Annotated in this window: 18 protein-coding genes and 1 pseudogene; 7 read left to right on the top strand and 12 right to left on the bottom strand. The window is 36.0% G+C overall.

The annotated features are described in order from the left end of the window. Positions 1-8 precede the first annotated feature (8 nt). Positions 9-1,409 carry an MATE family efflux transporter gene (locus tag E7480_02755; GenBank protein MBE6903506.1) on the top strand — a complete coding sequence of 467 codons (1,401 nt, stop codon included), beginning with the start codon at positions 9-11 and terminating at the stop codon, positions 1,407-1,409. Positions 1,410-1,908: 499 nt separating this feature from the next. Continuing rightward, positions 1,909-2,049 (top strand): annotated as a pseudogene (locus tag E7480_02750) (sanA protein). Positions 2,050-2,621: 572 nt separating this feature from the next. Here E7480_02750 and E7480_02745 read toward each other — a convergent pair. The 9 genes from E7480_02745 to E7480_02705 form a co-directional block, all read right to left on the bottom strand. After that, entirely contained in the window at positions 2,622-3,506 is an 885-nt protein-coding gene (locus E7480_02745; protein ID MBE6903505.1) for a helix-turn-helix transcriptional regulator, read from the bottom strand. Positions 3,507-3,561: 55 nt separating this feature from the next. After that, a complete protein-coding gene (mltG, locus tag E7480_02740; GenBank protein ID MBE6903504.1) occupies positions 3,562-4,626 on the bottom strand; it encodes an endolytic transglycosylase MltG in 1,065 nt (354 codons plus the stop codon). Between the two features lie 229 nt (positions 4,627-4,855). Then, positions 4,856-5,761 carry a CPBP family intramembrane metalloprotease gene (locus E7480_02735; GenBank protein MBE6903503.1) on the bottom strand — a complete coding sequence of 302 codons (906 nt, stop codon included), beginning with the start codon at positions 5,759-5,761 and terminating at the stop codon, positions 4,856-4,858. After that, entirely contained in the window at positions 5,754-6,296 is a 543-nt protein-coding gene (locus E7480_02730) for a 5-formyltetrahydrofolate cyclo-ligase (protein MBE6903502.1), read from the bottom strand. Before E7480_02730 ends, E7480_02735 begins: the two co-directional genes overlap by 8 nt. Positions 6,297-6,308: 12 nt before the next feature. After that, positions 6,309-7,289 (bottom strand): GNAT family N-acetyltransferase, encoded by a 981-nt coding sequence (locus E7480_02725; GenBank protein ID MBE6903501.1) that lies wholly within the window; start codon positions 7,287-7,289, stop codon positions 6,309-6,311. 7 nt (positions 7,290-7,296) lie between these two features. Next, complete coding sequence (locus E7480_02720; protein MBE6903500.1) at positions 7,297-7,980, bottom strand: thymidylate kinase; 684 nt, start codon at positions 7,978-7,980, stop codon at positions 7,297-7,299. Between the two features lie 37 nt (positions 7,981-8,017). Next, positions 8,018-9,025, bottom strand: a complete 1,008-nt coding sequence (locus E7480_02715; protein ID MBE6903499.1) for an AAA family ATPase — start codon at positions 9,023-9,025, stop codon at positions 8,018-8,020. A gap of 158 nt (positions 9,026-9,183) precedes the next feature. Further along, entirely contained in the window at positions 9,184-10,305 is a 1,122-nt protein-coding gene (gene ugpC, locus E7480_02710; GenBank protein MBE6903498.1) for a sn-glycerol-3-phosphate ABC transporter ATP-binding protein UgpC, read from the bottom strand. Between the two features lie 127 nt (positions 10,306-10,432). Continuing rightward, positions 10,433-12,583: an RNA-binding transcriptional accessory protein gene (locus E7480_02705; protein ID MBE6903497.1), complete on the bottom strand. Its 2,151-nt coding sequence runs from the start codon at positions 12,581-12,583 to the stop codon at positions 10,433-10,435. Between the two features lie 203 nt (positions 12,584-12,786). On the opposite strand from E7480_02705, the gene E7480_02700 reads away from it, so the two are divergent. Beyond that, positions 12,787-13,479: a hypothetical protein gene (locus E7480_02700; GenBank protein ID MBE6903496.1), complete on the top strand. Its 693-nt coding sequence runs from the start codon at positions 12,787-12,789 to the stop codon at positions 13,477-13,479. 19 nt (positions 13,480-13,498) lie between these two features. Next, complete coding sequence (locus E7480_02695) at positions 13,499-14,503, top strand: GGGtGRT protein (GenBank protein MBE6903495.1); 1,005 nt, start codon at positions 13,499-13,501, stop codon at positions 14,501-14,503. A gap of 459 nt (positions 14,504-14,962) precedes the next feature. Here the strand turns inward: E7480_02695 and E7480_02690 are convergent, their stop codons facing one another. Beyond that, the gene (locus E7480_02690) at positions 14,963-15,262 is read right to left on the bottom strand and encodes a helix-turn-helix transcriptional regulator (protein ID MBE6903494.1); all 300 of its coding nucleotides are present in this window, start codon (positions 15,260-15,262) and stop codon (positions 14,963-14,965) included. A gap of 130 nt (positions 15,263-15,392) precedes the next feature. Here E7480_02690 and E7480_02685 point away from each other — a divergent pair, with 130 nt between their 5' ends. From E7480_02685 to E7480_02675, 3 genes are read left to right on the top strand one after another with little or no spacing between them, the layout of a single operon-like run. Continuing rightward, positions 15,393-16,283: an SHOCT domain-containing protein gene (locus E7480_02685; GenBank protein ID MBE6903493.1), complete on the top strand. Its 891-nt coding sequence runs from the start codon at positions 15,393-15,395 to the stop codon at positions 16,281-16,283. An 18-nt stretch (positions 16,284-16,301) separates the two neighbouring features. After that, the gene (locus E7480_02680) at positions 16,302-17,132 is read left to right on the top strand and encodes a hypothetical protein (GenBank protein MBE6903492.1); all 831 of its coding nucleotides are present in this window, start codon (positions 16,302-16,304) and stop codon (positions 17,130-17,132) included. A 6-nt stretch (positions 17,133-17,138) separates the two neighbouring features. Next, a complete protein-coding gene (locus E7480_02675; protein ID MBE6903491.1) occupies positions 17,139-17,747 on the top strand; it encodes a hypothetical protein in 609 nt (202 codons plus the stop codon). Between the two features lie 34 nt (positions 17,748-17,781). Here the strand turns inward: E7480_02675 and E7480_02670 are convergent, their stop codons facing one another. Both E7480_02670 and E7480_02665 read right to left on the bottom strand, forming a co-directional pair. Continuing rightward, on the bottom strand, positions 17,782-18,105 hold the full coding sequence (locus tag E7480_02670; GenBank protein MBE6903490.1) for a hypothetical protein: 324 nt from the start codon (positions 18,103-18,105) through the stop codon (positions 17,782-17,784). Positions 18,106-18,119: 14 nt separating this feature from the next. Then, on the bottom strand, positions 18,120-18,686 hold the full coding sequence (locus E7480_02665; GenBank protein MBE6903489.1) for an integrase: 567 nt from the start codon (positions 18,684-18,686) through the stop codon (positions 18,120-18,122). Positions 18,687-19,019 lie beyond the last annotated feature (333 nt).

Raw genomic sequence — 19,019 nt, 5'->3', positions numbered from 1 at the left:
GGGATTTAATGCTTGACAGAAAAGGCGATAGTAATATAATGAGTAACGCTAAATTATCAAAGGATTTAACAAAGGGCAGTATTCCAAAACAATTATTTTTTCTTACAATACCTTTTATGCTGTCCAATGCTATGCAGGTACTGTATTCTACGATAGATATGATTATTGTAGGTAAATATGTAGGTACAGCGGGGCTTTCTGCAGTATCCCAGAGCAGTCTTATACTGAATTTTGCAACTATGATTTGTCTTGGCTTTTCAAATGGGGGACAGGTAGTTGTTTCGCAGGCATTGGGCTCGGGAAAAAGAAAAGAATTAAATGAAATTATAGGAACGCTTTTTACCATTATTTTATCAATAGGAGTTATTTTCTCTTTATTGATTTTAATATTAAAAAATCAAGTAATTGATATTATGAAAATTCCCGACGAATCAATTTCAATGTCCTCTGATTATATGATAATATGCGGTTTAGGACTTGTTTTTACGGCGGGCTATAATATGGTTTCGGCTGTGCTTCGAGGTATGGGGGACAGTAAAAGGCCTTTTTTATTTATTCTTATTGCATCGGTGGTAAATCTGGTGCTTGACATTGTTTTCACAGGCTTTTTAGGCTTTGGAGTGGCGGGTGCTGCTTGGGCAACTATCATAGGTCAGGGAGTATCTTTCCTGTTTTCTCTTTATTATTTACATAAAAATAAAGAGGACTTTGGATTTGATTTTAAGCTTGCAAGCTTAAAGCCTGTAAAAAAATATGTAAAAATGATAGTTGATTTGGGAACGCCAATGGCAATACAGTCAGGCTTTATCAATATTTCTATGCTGTATGTAAATTCTATGGTAAACAGTTTGGGTGTTGTACAGTCGGCAACCTTTGGTGTAGGAATGAGAATTGACGATATTTCAAACAAAGTTTCTCAAGGAATGCAGTATGCGGCAATACCTATGATAGCGCAAAATATAAGCGCAAAAGAAATTAAAAGAGCAAAAAGCGTTGTATGGTATACGTGGCTTTTTTCAGTAATATTTACAGTTATTTTCTTAACAATTTATATTTGCTTCGGAAAAGAGCTTTTCATGATGTTTTCCGAGGATGTAGCGGTACATGAGCTTTCAAGTACCTTTATTTCCGCTATTGTATGGATGTTTCCTGCTTTTACAATAATGAGAGGCTCGGGTGCTTTTATCCAAGGAATAGGAAACGCAAAATTAGGTATGGTTCTGGCTATTTTAGACGGGGTTGTGCTTCGTATAGGCTTTAGCTGGCTTTTTGGAATTTACTTTAATATGGGCTTTTACGGCTTTGTTTTAGGTTACGGTCTTGCGCCCTACGGCTTTGCAATCCCCAGTATGATTTATTTTCTTATGGGAAGATGGAAAAAGAGAAGGATACTTGCTGACGATATATAAAAAATTTGTCGAAAAATGTATAAAATTGAGGTTGCTGAAAGTGAAAAAGCTATTTTGTATTTTGACTGTTATAGTTTTAAATATTGTTTTTTGCACTGCGGTTTTTGCCGAAAAAACAACTGTATATTTGCAAGGTGAAGCGGTAAGCCTTGGGGAAAAGGCGCAGATATCACTTTCTGTAAAAGAAAACCTCTCTGTTGTGTATTTACATTTAAAGGTAAGCTTTCCTCTTGAAACCTTTAGCTACGATAAAACACAGACAAATGCTTGCTTTGGAGAAAATGTACCGGAATACGTAAATTATACAAGTGATTTGAAAAACGGATATATTGAGTTGAAATTCGGCTCTCAAGAGGGAGAGTATGCCTTTTCTTCAGACGGAGAGCTTGCAGTTATTTTTCTTAATGTTAAAGAAAATGCGGCAATCGGTAAGCATACTATTACTTGCAGCGGCTTCAATAATGATAAAAGCGATGCCTTATATTCGGCAAATAGATTTTTGAACGTAGAATATGAGAATATACAAATAGAAATTAAAGAGAAAACAGCTTCACAAGCTCCTTCAAAAGAGGAAGAAAAGACAAGTCAAGAGCAAGAACAAGAGCAAGAACAAGAGCAAGAACAAGAGCAAGAGCAAGAGAATGTTCAAAGTCAAACAAGTCAGCAAACTACCGTTTGTAATCACAAATGGGTTTATGGAGGAATAGTAGTAAAGGCTGACTGCGAAAATGATGGTGAAAATTTTTATGTTTGTGAGTATGACAGTACCCATACAAAGAAAGAGGTTTTTAAGGCGTTAGGGCATAAGCTTGAAGAAAAAACCGTTAAAAAGAACGGCGAATATATAAAAGTATTAAAATGTACGAGAAGCGGCTGTGATTATATAGAAAAAGATTATACTCCCTCTCAAGAAAATACTTTAAGCTCTGATATTTTTACTTATTTCGGAGCCGATAAAACAGACGCAATAATTATAGCAATTGGATTTTTTATAACTGCGATATTTTCTTTCGTGGGCGTTATTATAAAACGAAAATTAGATAAGTAAATTGACATATTCTGCACACTTTTTCCTATACTCTAAAAAAAGGCTGTAAAAAACGAAAGTTTTTTACAGCCTTTTAATACTTTGTACTCTGTCAGAGCGCAGATACTGCAACAGCAAACTAAATAGAGAATAAGGAATAAATCCTCCCCATAGCTTATTTGTTTTCAAATTCTGCTCATAGCTTTAACAGAGTTTAAGTATTGTGTGGGAGTCATTCCCGTATGTTTTTTAAAATGACGTGAAAAATAATGCACCGAATTAAAGGAGAGCAGATTTGAAATCTCAGTAAAATTAAGCGTTTCGTTACGTATAAGCTTTTTTGCTTCTTCAATTTTCAAAAGATTATAATATTCCATAACGCCTTTTCCCGTGTGCTTTGAAAAAGCTGTTTTTACACTGGTTTTACTTCTTGAAAAACGGTAGCATACGTCTTCAAAGCAAAGAGAGGAGTATACGTTTGCCTTTAAATATTCCTCTATTTTAACAGCTAAAAGCTCCTCTGATTTAGCTGAAGAAGTGCCGTGAGATATAACATCACCGCTGTTTTGCATACGCAAAAGAGATATAATAAGCTCTTCAATATATATTTTAAAAAGCTGTTCAGCACCTAAGCTTATATCATCACGCTTGCAAAGCTTTTTTTGATTAGGGTCATTATATGGGGGAGTAAAAGCATTGATGCCTTCATCAACTATTTTTGCAAGTATTTTTTTGTGTGCAACTGAAATTTTAATAACCTTTCCCGCAAGGGAATTTAGAATTTCGGAGTCAGAGTCAAAGGAGAAAATTATAGTGTTTGAACCCTCTGTCTGACTGGCAATTACATTGTGAAAAACATTAGGAGCGTGTAAAATTAAGCTGCCTTGGGTTAATTTGTATTCATTGTTTGCATCAATTACGTTGATGTCGCCCTTGTCTGCATATACAATTTCCCAAAAATTATGTTTTTCACCCTTGAAGGAATATTTTTTACAATATTCAAAATAATGAAAGCTTATTACAGATTTAATTTCAACTGTGCTTTGTAAGGACGTTTTCACATAGTTCATAAACTAAACCTATTATGCAAAAATTGCAAAATACCTTTCTTTATTTTAAAAGATGTTAATTAACAGTGCTTGTTCCTGTTCCGCCTTTGTTTTTAGCAATAGCTTTTTTATGCTCTGCATAGGTTTTTGAGTAAACAACCTCTTTGCTGTTAGGGGTGTAAAAATATAAGTACTGTTGCTCAACTGTATCCTGGTCGGGAGAAACGCAAGCGCTTAAAGCATCTTCACCGGGGTTGCAGATGGGTCCCTTTGGCAATCCTTTGACATAGTAGGTATTATAAGGACTTTCAGTCTTTGTATCTGCAATAGAAACAGAGCTTTTATGCTCTCCTAAAGCGTACATAACGGTAACGCAGGATTGAAGCTTCATATCAATATTAAGTCTGTTATGAAAAACTGCTGAAACACGTTGCATCTCTTTTAAAGAGGGTACTTCCGATTGAATGATTGATGCAAGCTTTATAGCATCGCTCAAGGTAAGGCCCATTTGCTGAGCTTTTTCCTCAAGACCTATTTTTTTAATTCGTTTTCCAAATTCGGAAAGAAGAGTGTCAATTATTATTTGAGGTGAATCGTCACTGTAAAAATTGTAGGTAGCGGGGAAAAGATAGCCTTCAAAACGGTTTTCACCCATTTCTTCAGGCAGAAAATCATAATCGTAATCTTCTGAAAGCGCTTTTTCCCATTCTTCCTTAGTGCCAAGTCCTTTGTTGATAAATCTGTCAACAATTTGAGCCTGCCAGAAGCCCTCGGGAATTGTAACTGTTATTATGTTGGAAGCGGGCTGGCTCAATGCCTGTATGAGTCCGTCATAGCCTGCATCACAGGAAATTTCGTGCTCACCTCTCATAAAGCCTGCGCCTGCTTTTTTAAGCTTTACGTAAACTTTAAATACATTCGGGAATTTTATAGCGCCGTTTTCCTTGAGAAGCTGTGCAATATCGTCGGTATTAGCACCCTTTGGAATGTTCAAAGTTACTTTTTGAAAAGAATTTGCAAGGGCTGAATAGTCAGCGTATATTAAAAATGAAGCACTGGCAAGAGCTATAAGCATAACAGCACACAAGCTTATTATTATGTATTTAATTATTTTTTTCTTTTTGGATACAGTTTTTTCCATAGGTCATAGATATCCTTTCATATATAAATTCTTTGTAGCAAAGAAATGGTAGCATCATACTATGTTATTGAGGACTAATAGTGAGGTGATAATTTATGTGTCTTAGAAATTTATTTAACTTTGATGATGATTGCACAACTATCCTTATCGTAGTAGCGATTATAGTATTCCTTATTTGTTTCTGCGATTAATAAAGCTTTATCTGCCGGCATAAGCCGGCAGATTTTTCTTAAAGGATTTTAAATAACTGCAATACGATTTTCAAAGCCCATAAAACAATCAAAATCAAAAAATACACGTCAGCTATAACGTATTTTGCTTTTTGCTTTTGCACTCTCTGAGAAACGGTGAGTGCTTTTTTTGGTGTTATTTTTATAAATTTTTCAATTTCACGAAGAGAAACATATATACTTATAAGGAATATAACAATTGATGCAACGGCAAGAAAAGTGCCAAGACCTGCGTTTGAAAGCTTCTCGTTGAGATTGAAAAAAAGACAGGTGATAGCATTGTTGAATAAATGGGCAAATATTGCGGGATATACGCTGTCTAAAATATATACAAGAGTGCCGTAAATACAACCTGCTAAAAGAGGAGCAAGAAAATTATAGGGAGTAGAGTGCATAACGGCAAAGCATATTGCACCTGTAAAAATAATGATAGGACGCTTTTCGTTGCCAAAGCTTGAAAGATAAGCACCCCTGAAAAAGAGTTCTTCAAAAACAGCAGGGACAATTATAAGAGCAAGAATAGCAGGTAAAGGGCTTTCCCAGCTGACTGATGCAATAGGATTTAGAGATAAGGCTTTAAATCCGTCAGGTAATACTTTTAAAGAAACTGCATTGAGCGCTACACCGCCGATTGTTGCTACAAGAGATGCAAAAAAGGTAAGAGGCAGCCAACGCAATTTAAAGTTTTTCAATCTGAAAAAAGAGGATGCTTTGTTTCTTGCTTTGTTTTTGAGAATAATTGCGGGAATAAGAAAAACAAGAGCAGTTACAAGACTTAATATATAATATCTTGAAAGAGGTATTTTAGAAAGGATTTCGTGAGAAAAAACAGAGAATATTGTAAGCAAAACAAAAAGTATAAGAACTATTAAGTTTGCATAGCTTTTATTTTTTGAATTAGACAACTTTTTTCACTCCGGACTGTGTAATATATAAATCCATTTTAACATCGTGCTTTTCGGTAGGCAGATTGTCGCATATGCAACAATCGGGACAAACAGAAAGCTTTGTTCCTTTGTATGAGGCTAAAAATCTGTCATAAAAGCCGCCGCCGTAGCCTAAGCGGGTTCCGTTTAGAGCTACGCTTAAAGCAGGAACAACGCATATTGAATAAAGGGAGGTATCAACCTTTTTGTCAAGGTCTTTGGGCTCGTATATTCCCATATATCCCTGAGTGAGCTCTTCAAGACTTTCAATTTTGCAAAAAATCATATCCTTGCCAACGCATTTGGGCACTGCTACACAAATTCCTTTTTCCAAAAGCCAGTTGATTATAGAATGCGTATCTGTTTCGGCAGGGGAGGAAACATAAATAAGAACACCTGAAGGGACTTCTTTGCTTAAAAAGCTTTTCAAATGAAAAAAGATTTTTTCGTCCTCTTCTCTTTTAGAAGGACGGCATCTTAAATTTTTGTATTTATCTCGAAGCTCTTTTTTCATTTTTCTTTTTCCTTAGTTTAATAACATATTTATATAGGGGTTTTTGCATATCATTGAAGGAATATCGCACACGTTTATAACGTTTTTTGCTTTTTTGTTAGTTTTTACAGCACCGTTTTTTGTAAATATATAGGTACCGTTATTTTGTTTGATTATATTATCGCAAATTTCAATATGTTGATTATCAAAATATATTTTTTCTAAAAGCTTTACGGCATTTAAAGCACGCATCATACCCATATTTTCAAGCCCTTCCGTTTCTGAAGCGCAACAGGGAGAGCAAAGAGATACCTCTTCAATGTTTTTTAGCTGGCAAAGAGCATTGATTGCATCCTGCTCGTCTGCATTTTCTAAAAGCATTTCTCTTATTAAAGGAATATTATCTTCATCCCTATAGAAAATATATCCGCAAAATTTGTCGCCGTCATAAATTTCCAAGGGAAGCTCATCAAACATTAAACATTCCTTTGATATAAATTCAAAATGATTAGCATCAAGCTCAAAGGAAAAACCTCTTGAAAAGAGCTGCTTTTTATGAATATCAGAACAAAGCTGATAGTTTTTCATAGGCTTTAAAATAAGAGTTGAATTTTGTGTTTTAGGTTTTTTTATAATTTTATATTTGTAAACGGGAGCAAAATCAAATCTTGAATAAAAGCTGTAAAGACTTTCGGAAACGGGAATAAGGGCGCAAAGCTCAAAACCGTCATTATAAAGAGAAGCTAAAGTATCCTTAATTAAGGTTGAAACAAGTCCCTGACCTCTGTACTCCTGCTGTGTTGAAACGCCGCATAAATAGCTTGCTTTTACAGGCTTTGAAAATGCTTGCATTTTATAGGGCAGAGAGTATAAAGCGCTGACTATTTTGCCATCACGCTCTAAAAACTTAACATTTTCATCGGAATAAAGATAGTCAAAGAAAAGATTGGTATAGCTTTGAGTTACGGAAAAAGAGTTTTTCCAAAGACTTTTAAGCTGATTTTTTTTATCCAAAAACAGTTCACTCCAAAATATTCAAAACTTTTTCAAGCACCTGACTGTGAATTTCATCTATTGATTTTATTATGCCGTTTTCAGCACATTTTATATGGCACCAACCGAATTTTTCACAGGCATAAACAGCGCCGTTATAACAACGCATGGTATATTCCTCGTCTTTTTCGTGAAGGTCCTTTTTGCTCATATCACCCTCGTAACGCTTTTCGATAAGCTTTTTTGTGTATTCGGGGTGCATATCAAGGAAAATAACTAAATCGGGACGGGGAAGTCCTATTTTTACATATTCAAAATCTTCAAGCCAGGAAAAATAGTCATCTCTGTCTTTACCCGAAAGCTTTGAAGCCTGATGAATTGCGTTGCTGGTAACATATCTGTCAGCAACTATTATTCCGCCGTCATTATAAAAAGTACCCCAATCCTTTTTATAGGAAGCAAAACGGTCAACCGCATAAAAGGTAGAAGCTGCGTAAGGATTAACATCGTCAGCAGAGCTTCCGAAATCACCCTTGAGATACATTTTTATAAGTGCGCTTGAATCATCGTCATAGCAGGGAAATTCAATTTTTTTGACATTTATTTTTCGTTCTTCCAATGCCTTTGTTAAAAGAAGGCTTTGAGTTTGCTTTCCGGAGCCGTCAACTCCGTCAATTACAATAAGTTTTCCTTTATTCAAAAGACAGGGCATAATTTTCTATGCCCGTTCCCACCCTTCATAGCGTATTTTAGGATTTTTTTGCCCGTGTAGCAAGCTTCTTGCTGCGGATATCACTTCCGAAGAAATAGATAGATGTAAATTCTCCGCTTATTCTTGAAAGAATTCTTTCGTCATACTTGTCACCGATTTCGTCTAAGGTGAGATTTGAATTGATGATAATCGGTTTTTTAGCTATAAGCCTTGAGTTTATAAGATTAAATAAGGCTGTTACTGTAAAAGAGGTTGTAAACTCTGCGCCTAAATCATCAATAATAAGCAAATCGGTGCTTATATATTCTTCAATATCTGCTCTTGCTTGCTCATCCTGTTCAAACTGAGCACGCTGATAGGTGGAGAAAATTTTGTTTGAGGTTTCGTAAATAACGTCAAGCCCGTTATCTATTACTGCTTTTGCAACTGCAGTTGATAAAAAGGTTTTACCTAAGCCGGGCATACCTGTAAAAAATAAATTTTCAGGATTTTTTTCCAACTTATCACAGTATTTTTTTAAGTACTTAAATACCTGCTCCATATGCTCACGGGGAGATGTGTCAAGCTTTTTGTCAACCTTGTCGGAATAATAATTCAAGTCGAAATTTTTGAAGGTTTGTTCAGTAAGCATAGCGCCTAAATTTGAACGCTTGTATCTTTGATGTCTTAGCTCCTTTTTGAAGCAGTCGCACATCTGCACTCCTATATAGCCCGAATCGTTACATTTTTTACAGCTGACTACTTCGTCAAGAATATTAAGATTAAGACCTGCTGAATATAGCAATTCTGCACGCTTTGCCTGAAGCTCAAGACTCTGAGATTTTAATTTCTTTACTGCCTTTTTGCTTTCTGCTTCATTTGATGACTCTATAGCGGCACGAATTCCTTTTATAGCAAGCTCTTTAAGCTGTTTTTCAATATTTGCAAGCTCAGGCACTTTTTTATAAGCCTTTTCTCTGTTGCGCAGAGTCGCTTTTTTATTTTCTTGCCGTCTTGTTTCGAAAACTTCATTTGCGGCAGCATAAATTCCGACAGAATTTGACATTTTATATATACATTCCTTTCAAAGCAGGCTTAAAATTCGATAAATTTAAAAAATTATATACCATTTAATATTCTAACACGAAATTGCGTAAAAGTAAATACAATATTGCATAAAAAAAGAGCCAAACCTTTTTAGGTCTGGCTCTTGAATTATTGAGATTAGTTAACTAAAGTCATCTCTGTCTCTTTATCGAAAATGTGAATCTTCTCAAGCTCAATAGCAACTTTAATCTTATCGCCGGAACGGATAGAAGTTGTAGGCTTAACTCTTGCTGTAATCTTGTTGCCGAACAAATCAAGATATAAGTAGGTTTCAGCACCCATAAGCTCTGTAACTTCAACCTCAACATCAACAATACCGTCTGTTAAAGTTGTAAGATACATTTCTTCGTTATGAATGTGCTCAGGACGAATACCGATAATAACGGGCTTCTCAACAGCAGCCTTAACCTTATCGTTAATCTTGGACTCAGGAAGCTTGATGCGAATGGGGAAGTTTTCCTCTCCGAACTCGAAGAAATACTCGCCGCCCTTTTCAACGATAACAGCCTCAATGTTGTTCATTTGAGGAGAACCGATGAAGCCTGCAACGAAGCAGTTACAAGGTCTGTCATAAAGCTTTTGAGGAGTATCAACCTGCTGAATAACGCCGTCTTTCATAACAACGATTCTGTCAGCCATGGTCATAGCCTCTGTCTGATCGTGAGTAACGTAGATAAATGTTGTACCTAATCTTAAGTGAAGCTTAGAAAGCTCTGTTCTCATCTGTGCACGCAATTTAGCGTCAAGGTTTGAAAGAGGCTCGTCAAGAAGGAATACTTTAGGCTCACGAACGATAGCACGACCCAAAGCAACACGCTGTCTCTGACCACCTGACAAAGCCTTAGGCTTTCTGTCAAGAAGGTGAGTGATATCGAGGATACGAGCAGCTTCTTCAACTCTCTTTTTGATTTCGTCCTTGGGAACCTTACGGAGCTTAAGTCCGAAAGCCATGTTCTCAAAAACAGTCATATGAGGATAAAGAGCGTAGTTCTGGAAAACCATCGCAATATCTCTATCCTTAGGAGCAACATCGTTAACTAACTTGTCGCCGATGTAAAGCTCACCGTCGGTGATTTCTTCAAGGCCGGCAATCATTCTGAGAGTTGTAGACTTACCGCAACCAGAAGGACCAACGAAGATTATAAATTCTTTATCCTTGATTTCAAGATTGAAATCTTTTACGGCTTCAAATCCGCCGGGATATTTTTTGAAAATGCTTTTCAATGATAAACTTGCCATTGTTTGATACCCTCCACAGTATAATTACACACAGTATTGATATGATAATGATACCATAAAATATTCTGTTTGCAAAGTGTTTTATTAGCTAAAAATAAATTGAATAAACAGCACTTTACTGATAATATTAGACTAAGGTTTTCCCTTCTTTCGGCATTTTGAGGGAAAGAGAGATACGTTTTTTGTTCAAATCGACCGAAAGGACTCTTACGCTTACAATATCGCCTACGGAAAGAACGTCTGACGGATGCTTTATATATCTGTCGGCAATTTCGGAAATGTGAACAAGGCCGTCCTGATGAACGCCGATATCAACGAAAGCGCCGAAATCAATAACGTTTCTAACAGTTCCCGTCAAAACCATACCCTCGGTTAAATCCTTCATATCCAATATATCGGAACGAAGAACAACAGGAGGTAAGCTGTCACGTATATCACGGCCCGGCTTTTTCATTTCTTCTACAATATCTGTCATGGTGGGAATACCTACCTGACATTTTTCGGCAAGAGAGGGGATATCTGCATTTTCAAGTGCCGAAAGGTTTCCTGAAGCAAGGTCTATTGACAATTCGGATATTACACTTTTTGCAGCTTCATATGATTCGGGGTGAACTGCTGTGTTGTCAAGCACGTTGTCGCTGTCGGGAATACGTAAAAAGCCTGCGCACTGCAAAAATGCCTTTTCGCCTAATTTCTTAACCTTTAAAAGCTGTTTTCTTGATGTGAATTTTCCGTTTTCTTCTCTGTAAGCAACTATGTTTTTGGCAATAGCGGAATTTATTCCCGCTACATACGATAAGAGAGAATAGCTTGCTGTATTTACGTCAACACCTACGTTGTTAACACAGTTTTCTACAACTCCTGCAAGAGATTCGGAAAGACGTGCACCTTTAATATCGTGCTGATACTGACCTACGCCTATTGAACGTGGGTCAATTTTAACAAGCTCTGCCAAGGGGTCCTGAAGTCTTCTTGCTATTGAAACGGCGCTTCTTAAAGAAACGTCATATTCGGGGAACTCTTCAGCGCCCAATTTTGAAGCGGAATAAACGGAAGCACCTGACTCGGAAACCACAATATAAGAAACAGGCTTCGAAAGTGTTTTTATAAGGTTAGCAACAAAAATTTCACTTTCCTTTGAAGCTGTACCGTTACCTATGGCAATTACGTCAATGTCGTGGCGCAATATCATATCGGTAACCTTTTTGTTTGCCTCTTCAATTTTTGATTGAGGGGGAGTGGGATATATAACTGAGGTTTCAAGCACCTTGCCTGTTTCGTCAACAACAGCAAGCTTACAGCCTGTTCTGTATGCAGGGTCAAGTCCTAAGACAACCTTTCCCTTAAGAGGCGGCTGCATAATAAGATTTTTAAGATTGAGAGCAAACATTTTAATTGCCTGTTCAGAAGCTTTTTCTGTAAGGTCATTTCTTATCTCTCTTTCAATGGAAGGGAAAATAAGCCTTTTATAAGCATCAATAACGGTATTTTCAAGCTCCTGCGTACAGGAGGAAAGCTCGTTTGTAATTACCTTAGATTTAAGATAGGCTACATTTGCGCCCTCATCACAGCTTATACTTACGCTGAGAAACTCCTCGTTCTCACCTCTGTTGATTGCAAGAATTCTATGAGGTGCACAGGTGCGTACAGGCTCTTCATAATCGTAATATTGGCTGTATACGCTGTCCTCTTCTTTTGTTGCCTTTGTTTTAACAGTACCGCTTAAAAAGGTTTTGCGGCGGATTTCTTTTCTGTAGTCGGCATTGTCGGAAATCATTTCCGCAATTATATCAAGAGCGCCCGCCAAAGCATCTTCGGCTGTTTCTACCTGTAAATCGGGATTGATAAATTCTTCAGCCATTTCTAAAGGCGAAAGCTTCAATTCATCCTGAGCATAAATTTTAAGAGCAAGAGGCTCAAGTCCTTTTTCCTTTGCAACAGTTGCCCTTGTTCTTCTTTTTGGCTTAAAGGGTCTGTAAATATCTTCAATTTCTGCTAAGGTAACAGCTTTTTCAAGCTTTTGAGCAAGCTCCTCTGTCATAAAGCCTTGCTCTTCAATGGAAGAGGCAACCTCTTGACGACGTTGGTCAAGGCTTCTTAAATATTTGAGTCTGTCATAAAGGTCACGCAGTACAGTATCGTCAAGGGAGCCTGTAACTTCCTTACGGTAACGGGCAATAAAAGGAATAGTATTGCCTTCGTCAATAAGCTTAACGGTGTTTTCCACTTGCTGTGGACGCAAATTAAATTCAGTTTGCAGAGCTTTTAAAATATCCATTTTGAACAATCCTTTCGGGGTGAAAACTATAACCATTATAATAGCATAAAAATAAAAAACAGTCAATTTAAAAAGGATAAGAAAAAATGATACCAAAAAATTATATATAATGTATTTTTATTTAGTAATTTTTATGTGTTGAAATTTTTTCGACAAAATAGTATAATGGTAACGTACTTATGTAATTTTGAAAGGGGATTATTATGAACTACACGCATGAAGTAGAAAATATGTGCAGTGTGGCAAAAGGACCTAAGCACGGACCTGCTCCCATTCCCGAAGAGGGTAGATGGGTAAAAGCTTATCAGATAAGCGACATTTCCGGCTTGTCACACGGTATTGGTTGGTGTGCTCCTCAACAGGGAACATGCAAATTGACTTTGAATGTAAAAAACGGAATAATTGAAGAAGCATTGGTTGAAACTCTCGGTTGCTCCGGTATGACTCACAGTGCTGCTATGGCATGTGAAATTTTACAGGGTAAAACAATTCTTGAAGCTTTGAATACTGACCTTGTATGTGACGCTATAAACGTTGCTATGAGAGAAATTTTCAAGCAGTTAGTATACGGAAGAACTCAGACAGCTTTCTCTGAAGACGGTCTTCCTGTTGGTGCATCCCTTGAGGATTTGGGTAAGGGATTGCGTTCACAGGTTGGTACAATGTTCGGAACAAAAGCAAAGGGTGTTCGTTATCTTGAGATGGCAGAGGGCTATATCCTTGATATCGGCCTTGATGCTGATAACGAGGTTATCGGCTACAAGTTTATCCACCTTGGAAAAATGATGGATGCTATCAAAAAGGGAACAGATCCCAAAGAAGCTTATGAGAAAAATATAGGAACCTATGGCCGTTACAGCGAAGCTGTTAAGCACATAGATCCCAGAAAAGAATAAGAAAGGGAGGAAAAACATAATGGCTAATTTTGAAGGTAAAGAGAGAAGAATGGCGCAAATCGATAAAGCTCTTGCTGAATACGGTTTTTCTTCTCTTGAAGATGCTAAAGCACTTTGCGACAGCAAAGGAATTGACGTTGACTCTATCGTAAGAAACGTACAGCCTATCGCTTTTGATAACGCTGTATGGGCATATACTTTAGGCTGTGCTATTGCACTTAAAAAAGGTATTAAAACAGCTTCTGAAGCAGCTGAAGCAATCGGTCTTGGCTTACAGGCTTTCTGTATTCCCGGCTCTGTTGCACAGACAAGAAACGTTGGTTTAGGCCACGGTAATCTTGCAGCTATGCTTCTTAAGGAAGAAACAAAATGCTTCTGCTTCTTGGCAGGCCACGAGTCCTTTGCAGCTGCTGAGGGCGCAATCGGTATTGCAAGAACAGCAAACAAAGTAAGAAAAGAACCCTTAAGAGTTATTCTTAACGGTTTAGGTAAGGACGCTGCTTTCATTATTTCAAGAATTAACGGCTTTACCTATGTTGAAACAGATTATGACTTTGCAACAAGCGAGCTTAAAATAGTTCGTGAAAAAGCATATTCTGACGGGGACAAGGCTAAGGTTAAGTGCTACGGCGCTAATGACGTTCTTGAAGGCGTTGCAATTATGATTCACGAGGGCGTTGACGTATCTATCACAGGTAACTCAACTAACCCCACCCGTTTCCAGCACCTCGTTGCAGGAACATATAAGAAGTGGTCATATGAAAACGGCAAGAAGTACTTCTCCGTTGCTTCCGGCGGCGGTACAGGAAGAACTCTTCATCCCGATAATATGGCTGCAGGCCCTGCTTCCTACGGTCTTACAGACTCTATGGGAAGAATGCACGGCGACGCTCAGTTTGCAGGCTCCTCTTCAGTTCCTGCTCACGTTGAGATGATGGGACTTATCGGCGCTGGTAACAACCCCATGGTTGGTATGACTGTTGCTTGTGCAGTTGCAGTTGAAGAAGCTTTGAAAAAGGCTTAAATACAAGGTTTATAGGACTTCCGCCGTAAAAAGCGGAAGTCTTTTTTTTTATCTCAAAATCTGATAAAATCAAGAGAAATTGCACAAAAATTGCACAAACGCTTAAAATGTGCAATTTTTGAAGGGTGGTATGTGATTTTTGAAGTGTGCAAACGGTTTTTGTTATGATACACTATATTTGCAAGGATAACTCAAGCACACGCAGTTTAATATTGTTTCAGTTACCATTGTTGTTGACATTTCAGAAGTTAAAATTTAAACATTTCCAAATGGAACGAATGATTTAACGGTGGTTATCCTTGCCACTATGAAAGGGCACAAACAACCGCACAGAGCACAACCACACCAACAAGCACACAGAGCGAGAGCGGACAAAACCGCTCTTTCTTTGTATATGCGATTTTGAATATTAACTTTCAAAAATAAAACCACCTTTGCAAATCAAATCTGCAAGGTGGTCTATCTGTTATTATCTCTGTTAAATTCTGCTATTACTCTTTGTACTGTTTCAATTTGTGTTTCGTTAAGGCTTGATACATCTATTGTTTTATTCTTTGCTACACCGAGCAAATAATCTGTAGTTACGCCGAAATAGTCCGCTATTTGTATTAGCATATCAAATGTAGGATAACCCATACCATTTTCATATTTGCTAACAACCGCTTTGGATAGTCCAATTCGTAAGCCTAATTCTTCCTGTGTTAGATTATGGCTTTTGCGTAGTTGCTTTAAAACTGCACCAAAATCGCAGACATTCATTGTATCACCGCCTTTTTATTATTATATATTAAAAGCGGTTTCTAATTCATAGATTTTAGTCAATGATATGTTGATTTATCGTTATAATTGTGGTATAATATTAGTCAAATAAATTGCAAGGGGTAATAATATGGGTGCTATTATTTTTGTTATATTTGCAATACCTTTTGCCATATTCTGCTTTTATATGGCTTATAAAAAATATTCAAGCGACCAAGAAGAAAAAGCGGCATATCAAAGAATGGTTGAAAACGCACAACAACAAGAAGCAAGTGCATTATCAAAATGTTTACCTATTATGGAACAAAAGTATAATGAACTTCGCAACACGATAAATATACCTATTGGTTGCGAAAAAATAGATGTTGAAACTACTGTTTTTGGTTTTTCATACACGGCACAAGCGCCCGTAGGTAAATCGTATCTTCTAAGAAATGACTTTTACTGTTGGCAAGAAAACGATATATTATATATCTTCCCCACAGAAGAACATATCACAGAAAAGCATATTACATACGCTAATTTACCAAAAGATATTGAAGCAAAATTTAATTCAGAAGATATTAGAATTATAAAAATAAATCGTACTGAAATACAACACTATAAATTAGCGGGACAAGAAAGAGCAGAGACAAAAGTACAAAGTACGAATGACGGTGTTAATGTTAAAGGTGCTATTGTCGGTGGAATAATAGGCGGTGATGCCGGTGCCATAATTGGAAGCCAACACAATAAAGGTCGTATTTATTCTTATTCAGAGCATTTTGATGAAAGATATGTAGAAGTTTATTATCAACAAAACGGCAGTACATACAAACTAAAATTAAGTGCAAAAGCATATCCATTATTAGAACAATGGTTTCCCGAAAAGGATTATGAATATGTTGTAAGCGCAAATCAAACAGTTGTTAATACAAGTGATAGATTTGATGAAATTAAGAAATATAAAGAACTGCTTGACAACGGCATAATTAGTAATGAAGAATTTGAAATAAAGAAAAAAGAACTATTAGGGTTATGAAAGAAAGCGTGTGTTAGTATGGCTTTAATTAACTGTCCCCAATGCAATCATACTATTTCTGATAAAACAAAAAAATGTATAAATTGCGGTTATGAATTTAAGAAAAAACAAATAAGTAAAAAGAAAATTATTATTTTAATTAGTGGCTTTTGTGCTCTTGTTGTTCTTTTGTTTGCCGTTACTCTTATTACATCACAAGTCAGTGTGAAACAATATTTTAACTTGATTGCAGATAAAAACTTTTCGTGTGTTTTGGGTAATCATCATTGGAAAAGTGCGACTTGTGATAAACCCAAATTTTGTTCAATATGTAATTCGGAAAAAGGTAAGTCTTTAGAACACAAGTGGAAAGAAGCGGATTGTATCAATCCTAAAACTTGTTTACAATGTAAGCAGACCGAGGGAAAACCGCTTGAACATACGGTGAATATTGGAATTTGTAATCGTTGCACTAAATTTGTAAATAAATACGAAATTGAGTTTACTGTAATCGAAGAAAGTCTTTCTTGCTTAGAAAAATCTTTTGATAATATTGCTGAGTATTTTGGTGTTAGTTCTTCTTCAGCTTTAAGAGAATTATATTATTGTAATTTAGCCAAAACCGAAGCATTAAACATAAAAAAAGCCGCCTGTATAGCAAGGGATATATGTGGTGATATTCCAGAATTTACCGAAGTAAAAAAATGTTTTGAGAAAATAAATACCATTTTGAGTGATGAAATTGATATTGAATTAACCGTTAATAATTATGTTACTTATGCTAATAATACGCTATCATCGAAAGTAGCTGATAGTGCTAAGGCATTTAATGAAACAGTTGATGAAGTAAATAAAATAATTGAGGGGTAAGTTACTATGACTTGTAAAGAATGTAATGCAGAAATAAGCGGCAACATTTGTCAAAATTGTGGTTACAAAAACATAAGCAAGAACAAAAAAATTGTTATCATTTCTATAATAGCAGTAGTTGCAATAGCTCTTATCATTTCTTTGTCATTTATTTTTACTAAAGCTAACGAAAATAAAAATATTAAAGTATGTGTTGCCGAAGCACAGGCTTTTAGTGAAATGATAACTAAATCTAAATCGAACTTTAATATTATAGGGACACTTTATTCTTCTTCTACTAAGACAAATCACGGATATTCGTGGGATGAAGAATATTTTACTAATTATGTAACAGGATTATGCTTATCAGAAATTTCAAAAGAAAAAACAAGTATGCAAGATATAAAAATTCAATATGAGAGTATAAAGGATATTGAATACAGTAATGATAAAATTAAGGAAATAAAAAAGCAAACCGAAAATCTTTATAATGCTTATCAAAATATGTATGATTTACTCATAGAACAAAACTTTACATACAAGAATTACGAGAGTAAATACACACAAGTAAAAAATGATTTTGATATGGCATTAGAGCTTTATAACAATGTTTTGGAAGAATTAAATAATAAATAGGCTAAGATTAAAGCGGGGTTTTTGCCCCGCTTTTTTAGCATATCAACAATGTATGTGTAGTTTCTTTGTTTTCTTCAATAAAACCCGTGCAAGTAATATCAAAACATCTTCCTAAGAATACAGTTTTACGCTCACGAATAGATTTAATTTTATTTATCATTAAACAAGATTTACCATTCATCAAATAAATTATATCGGGGTTTAAGCAAAAATCTATATCAGAAAATCTTAAATCGAATTTAATACCCAATTCACTAAACTCAAAACTTCCGTTATCAGAGTGGTAAGTAATTTCTTCGGGTTTTATTTGTTTGCATAATTCTCTTAATTCCCAAGTGGTTAATGTTTTTGTTTTCATTTTGTAATACCTCTTTATATATCAAGTTTTAAATGGTTTTCAATAGCCGTTTCGATTTCCTTTTGTTGTATGCCTATATATCGTTGCGTTACGGCGGTACTGCTATGTTGTAACAGTTGTTGAACAAGTGCGATATTATAACCGTTGTTCTTGTATATCTCAGTTGCGTAGTATTTGCGAAAACTGTGTGTGCTTATGCCGTTATAGTCCAAAAAGTCGCATACTGTTTTTAATTGCTTCTGTATTGCTCTTTCGGTTAAAGGAAATATAATGTCATTGTCCTTAATACCGTTATCCAAACAATAACAACGGATAAATTGATATAACGATAGCGGAACAGTAAAAACACGGTCTTTGCCTGTCTTTTGCTCTGTTATGGATAGTCTGTATCTTTCGCCGTCTTTTACAATATCGGTAAGCCGTAGCTTAATAATATCTGATATTCGCAACCCTAAATTTGCTTCAAGCATTAAAGCGGTTGCTATGCGTTCATTTGGTCGGCAACCGCAAAAGCCTTTTTTCATAGTTGATATTATTTCTTTGTACTGTTCTGTGGTTAGTGCTATTGTCTTTTTATTCATTGGAAAACCCTCTTTTTTACGAACTTATAAGTATTGAAATACGAACTATTTAACACAATGCCGTTAAAGTGGCTTTATTACTGTGTTTTGGTGTTCGTATTTGTGGTATTATACGAACTTTACGATATTTTCTTGTAATCTTCCCATAATCTGTGGGTTGGATAAATACAAATACTTTGTATCTTGATTTTGCCGCCGCATAAATGGGTGGGTAGTCTGTAATTGTTAGGTGCACATAGTAATTCACACTCTAAGGCAAGTTTTACATCCTCTACCCCCGCATTTAATAATCTACCCTCTATACATTCCGCAAATTTAACATTGGTTTTTGCT

The organism is Oscillospiraceae bacterium (genome assembly GCA_015067255.1).
Taxonomy (GTDB): domain Bacteria; phylum Bacillota; class Clostridia; order Oscillospirales; family SIG519; genus SIG519.
Note: the sequence above shows the minus strand (reverse complement) of the source record. Positions and strands in the feature narration are given on the sequence as shown.

Excerpts from the sequence above, each read along its gene's own strand:
- E7480_02690 (MBE6903494.1), bottom strand. The coding sequence starts at position 15,262 with ATGAATGTCTGCGATTTTGGTGCAGTTTTAAAGCAACTACGCAAAAGC.
- E7480_02715 (MBE6903499.1), bottom strand. The coding sequence starts at position 9,025 with ATGTCAAATTCTGTCGGAATTTATGCTGCCGCAAATGAAGTTTTCGAA.
- E7480_02665 (MBE6903489.1), bottom strand. The coding sequence starts at position 18,686 with ATGAATAAAAAGACAATAGCACTAACCACAGAACAGTACAAAGAAATA.
- E7480_02685 (MBE6903493.1), top strand. The coding sequence starts at position 15,393 with ATGGGTGCTATTATTTTTGTTATATTTGCAATACCTTTTGCCATATTC.
- E7480_02670 (MBE6903490.1), bottom strand. The coding sequence starts at position 18,105 with ATGAAAACAAAAACATTAACCACTTGGGAATTAAGAGAATTATGCAAA.
- E7480_02700 (MBE6903496.1), top strand. The coding sequence starts at position 12,787 with ATGAACTACACGCATGAAGTAGAAAATATGTGCAGTGTGGCAAAAGGA.
- E7480_02680 (MBE6903492.1), top strand. The coding sequence starts at position 16,302 with ATGGCTTTAATTAACTGTCCCCAATGCAATCATACTATTTCTGATAAA.
- mltG (MBE6903504.1), bottom strand. The coding sequence starts at position 4,626 with ATGGAAAAAACTGTATCCAAAAAGAAAAAAATAATTAAATACATAATA.
- ugpC (MBE6903498.1), bottom strand. The coding sequence starts at position 10,305 with ATGGCAAGTTTATCATTGAAAAGCATTTTCAAAAAATATCCCGGCGGA.
- E7480_02675 (MBE6903491.1), top strand. The coding sequence starts at position 17,139 with ATGACTTGTAAAGAATGTAATGCAGAAATAAGCGGCAACATTTGTCAA.
- E7480_02730 (MBE6903502.1), bottom strand. The coding sequence starts at position 6,296 with ATGAAAAAAGAGCTTCGAGATAAATACAAAAATTTAAGATGCCGTCCT.
- E7480_02745 (MBE6903505.1), bottom strand. The coding sequence starts at position 3,506 with ATGAACTATGTGAAAACGTCCTTACAAAGCACAGTTGAAATTAAATCT.
- E7480_02695 (MBE6903495.1), top strand. The coding sequence starts at position 13,499 with ATGGCTAATTTTGAAGGTAAAGAGAGAAGAATGGCGCAAATCGATAAA.
- E7480_02705 (MBE6903497.1), bottom strand. The coding sequence starts at position 12,583 with ATGGATATTTTAAAAGCTCTGCAAACTGAATTTAATTTGCGTCCACAG.
- E7480_02720 (MBE6903500.1), bottom strand. The coding sequence starts at position 7,980 with ATGCCCTGTCTTTTGAATAAAGGAAAACTTATTGTAATTGACGGAGTT.
- E7480_02755 (MBE6903506.1), top strand. The coding sequence starts at position 9 with ATGCTTGACAGAAAAGGCGATAGTAATATAATGAGTAACGCTAAATTA.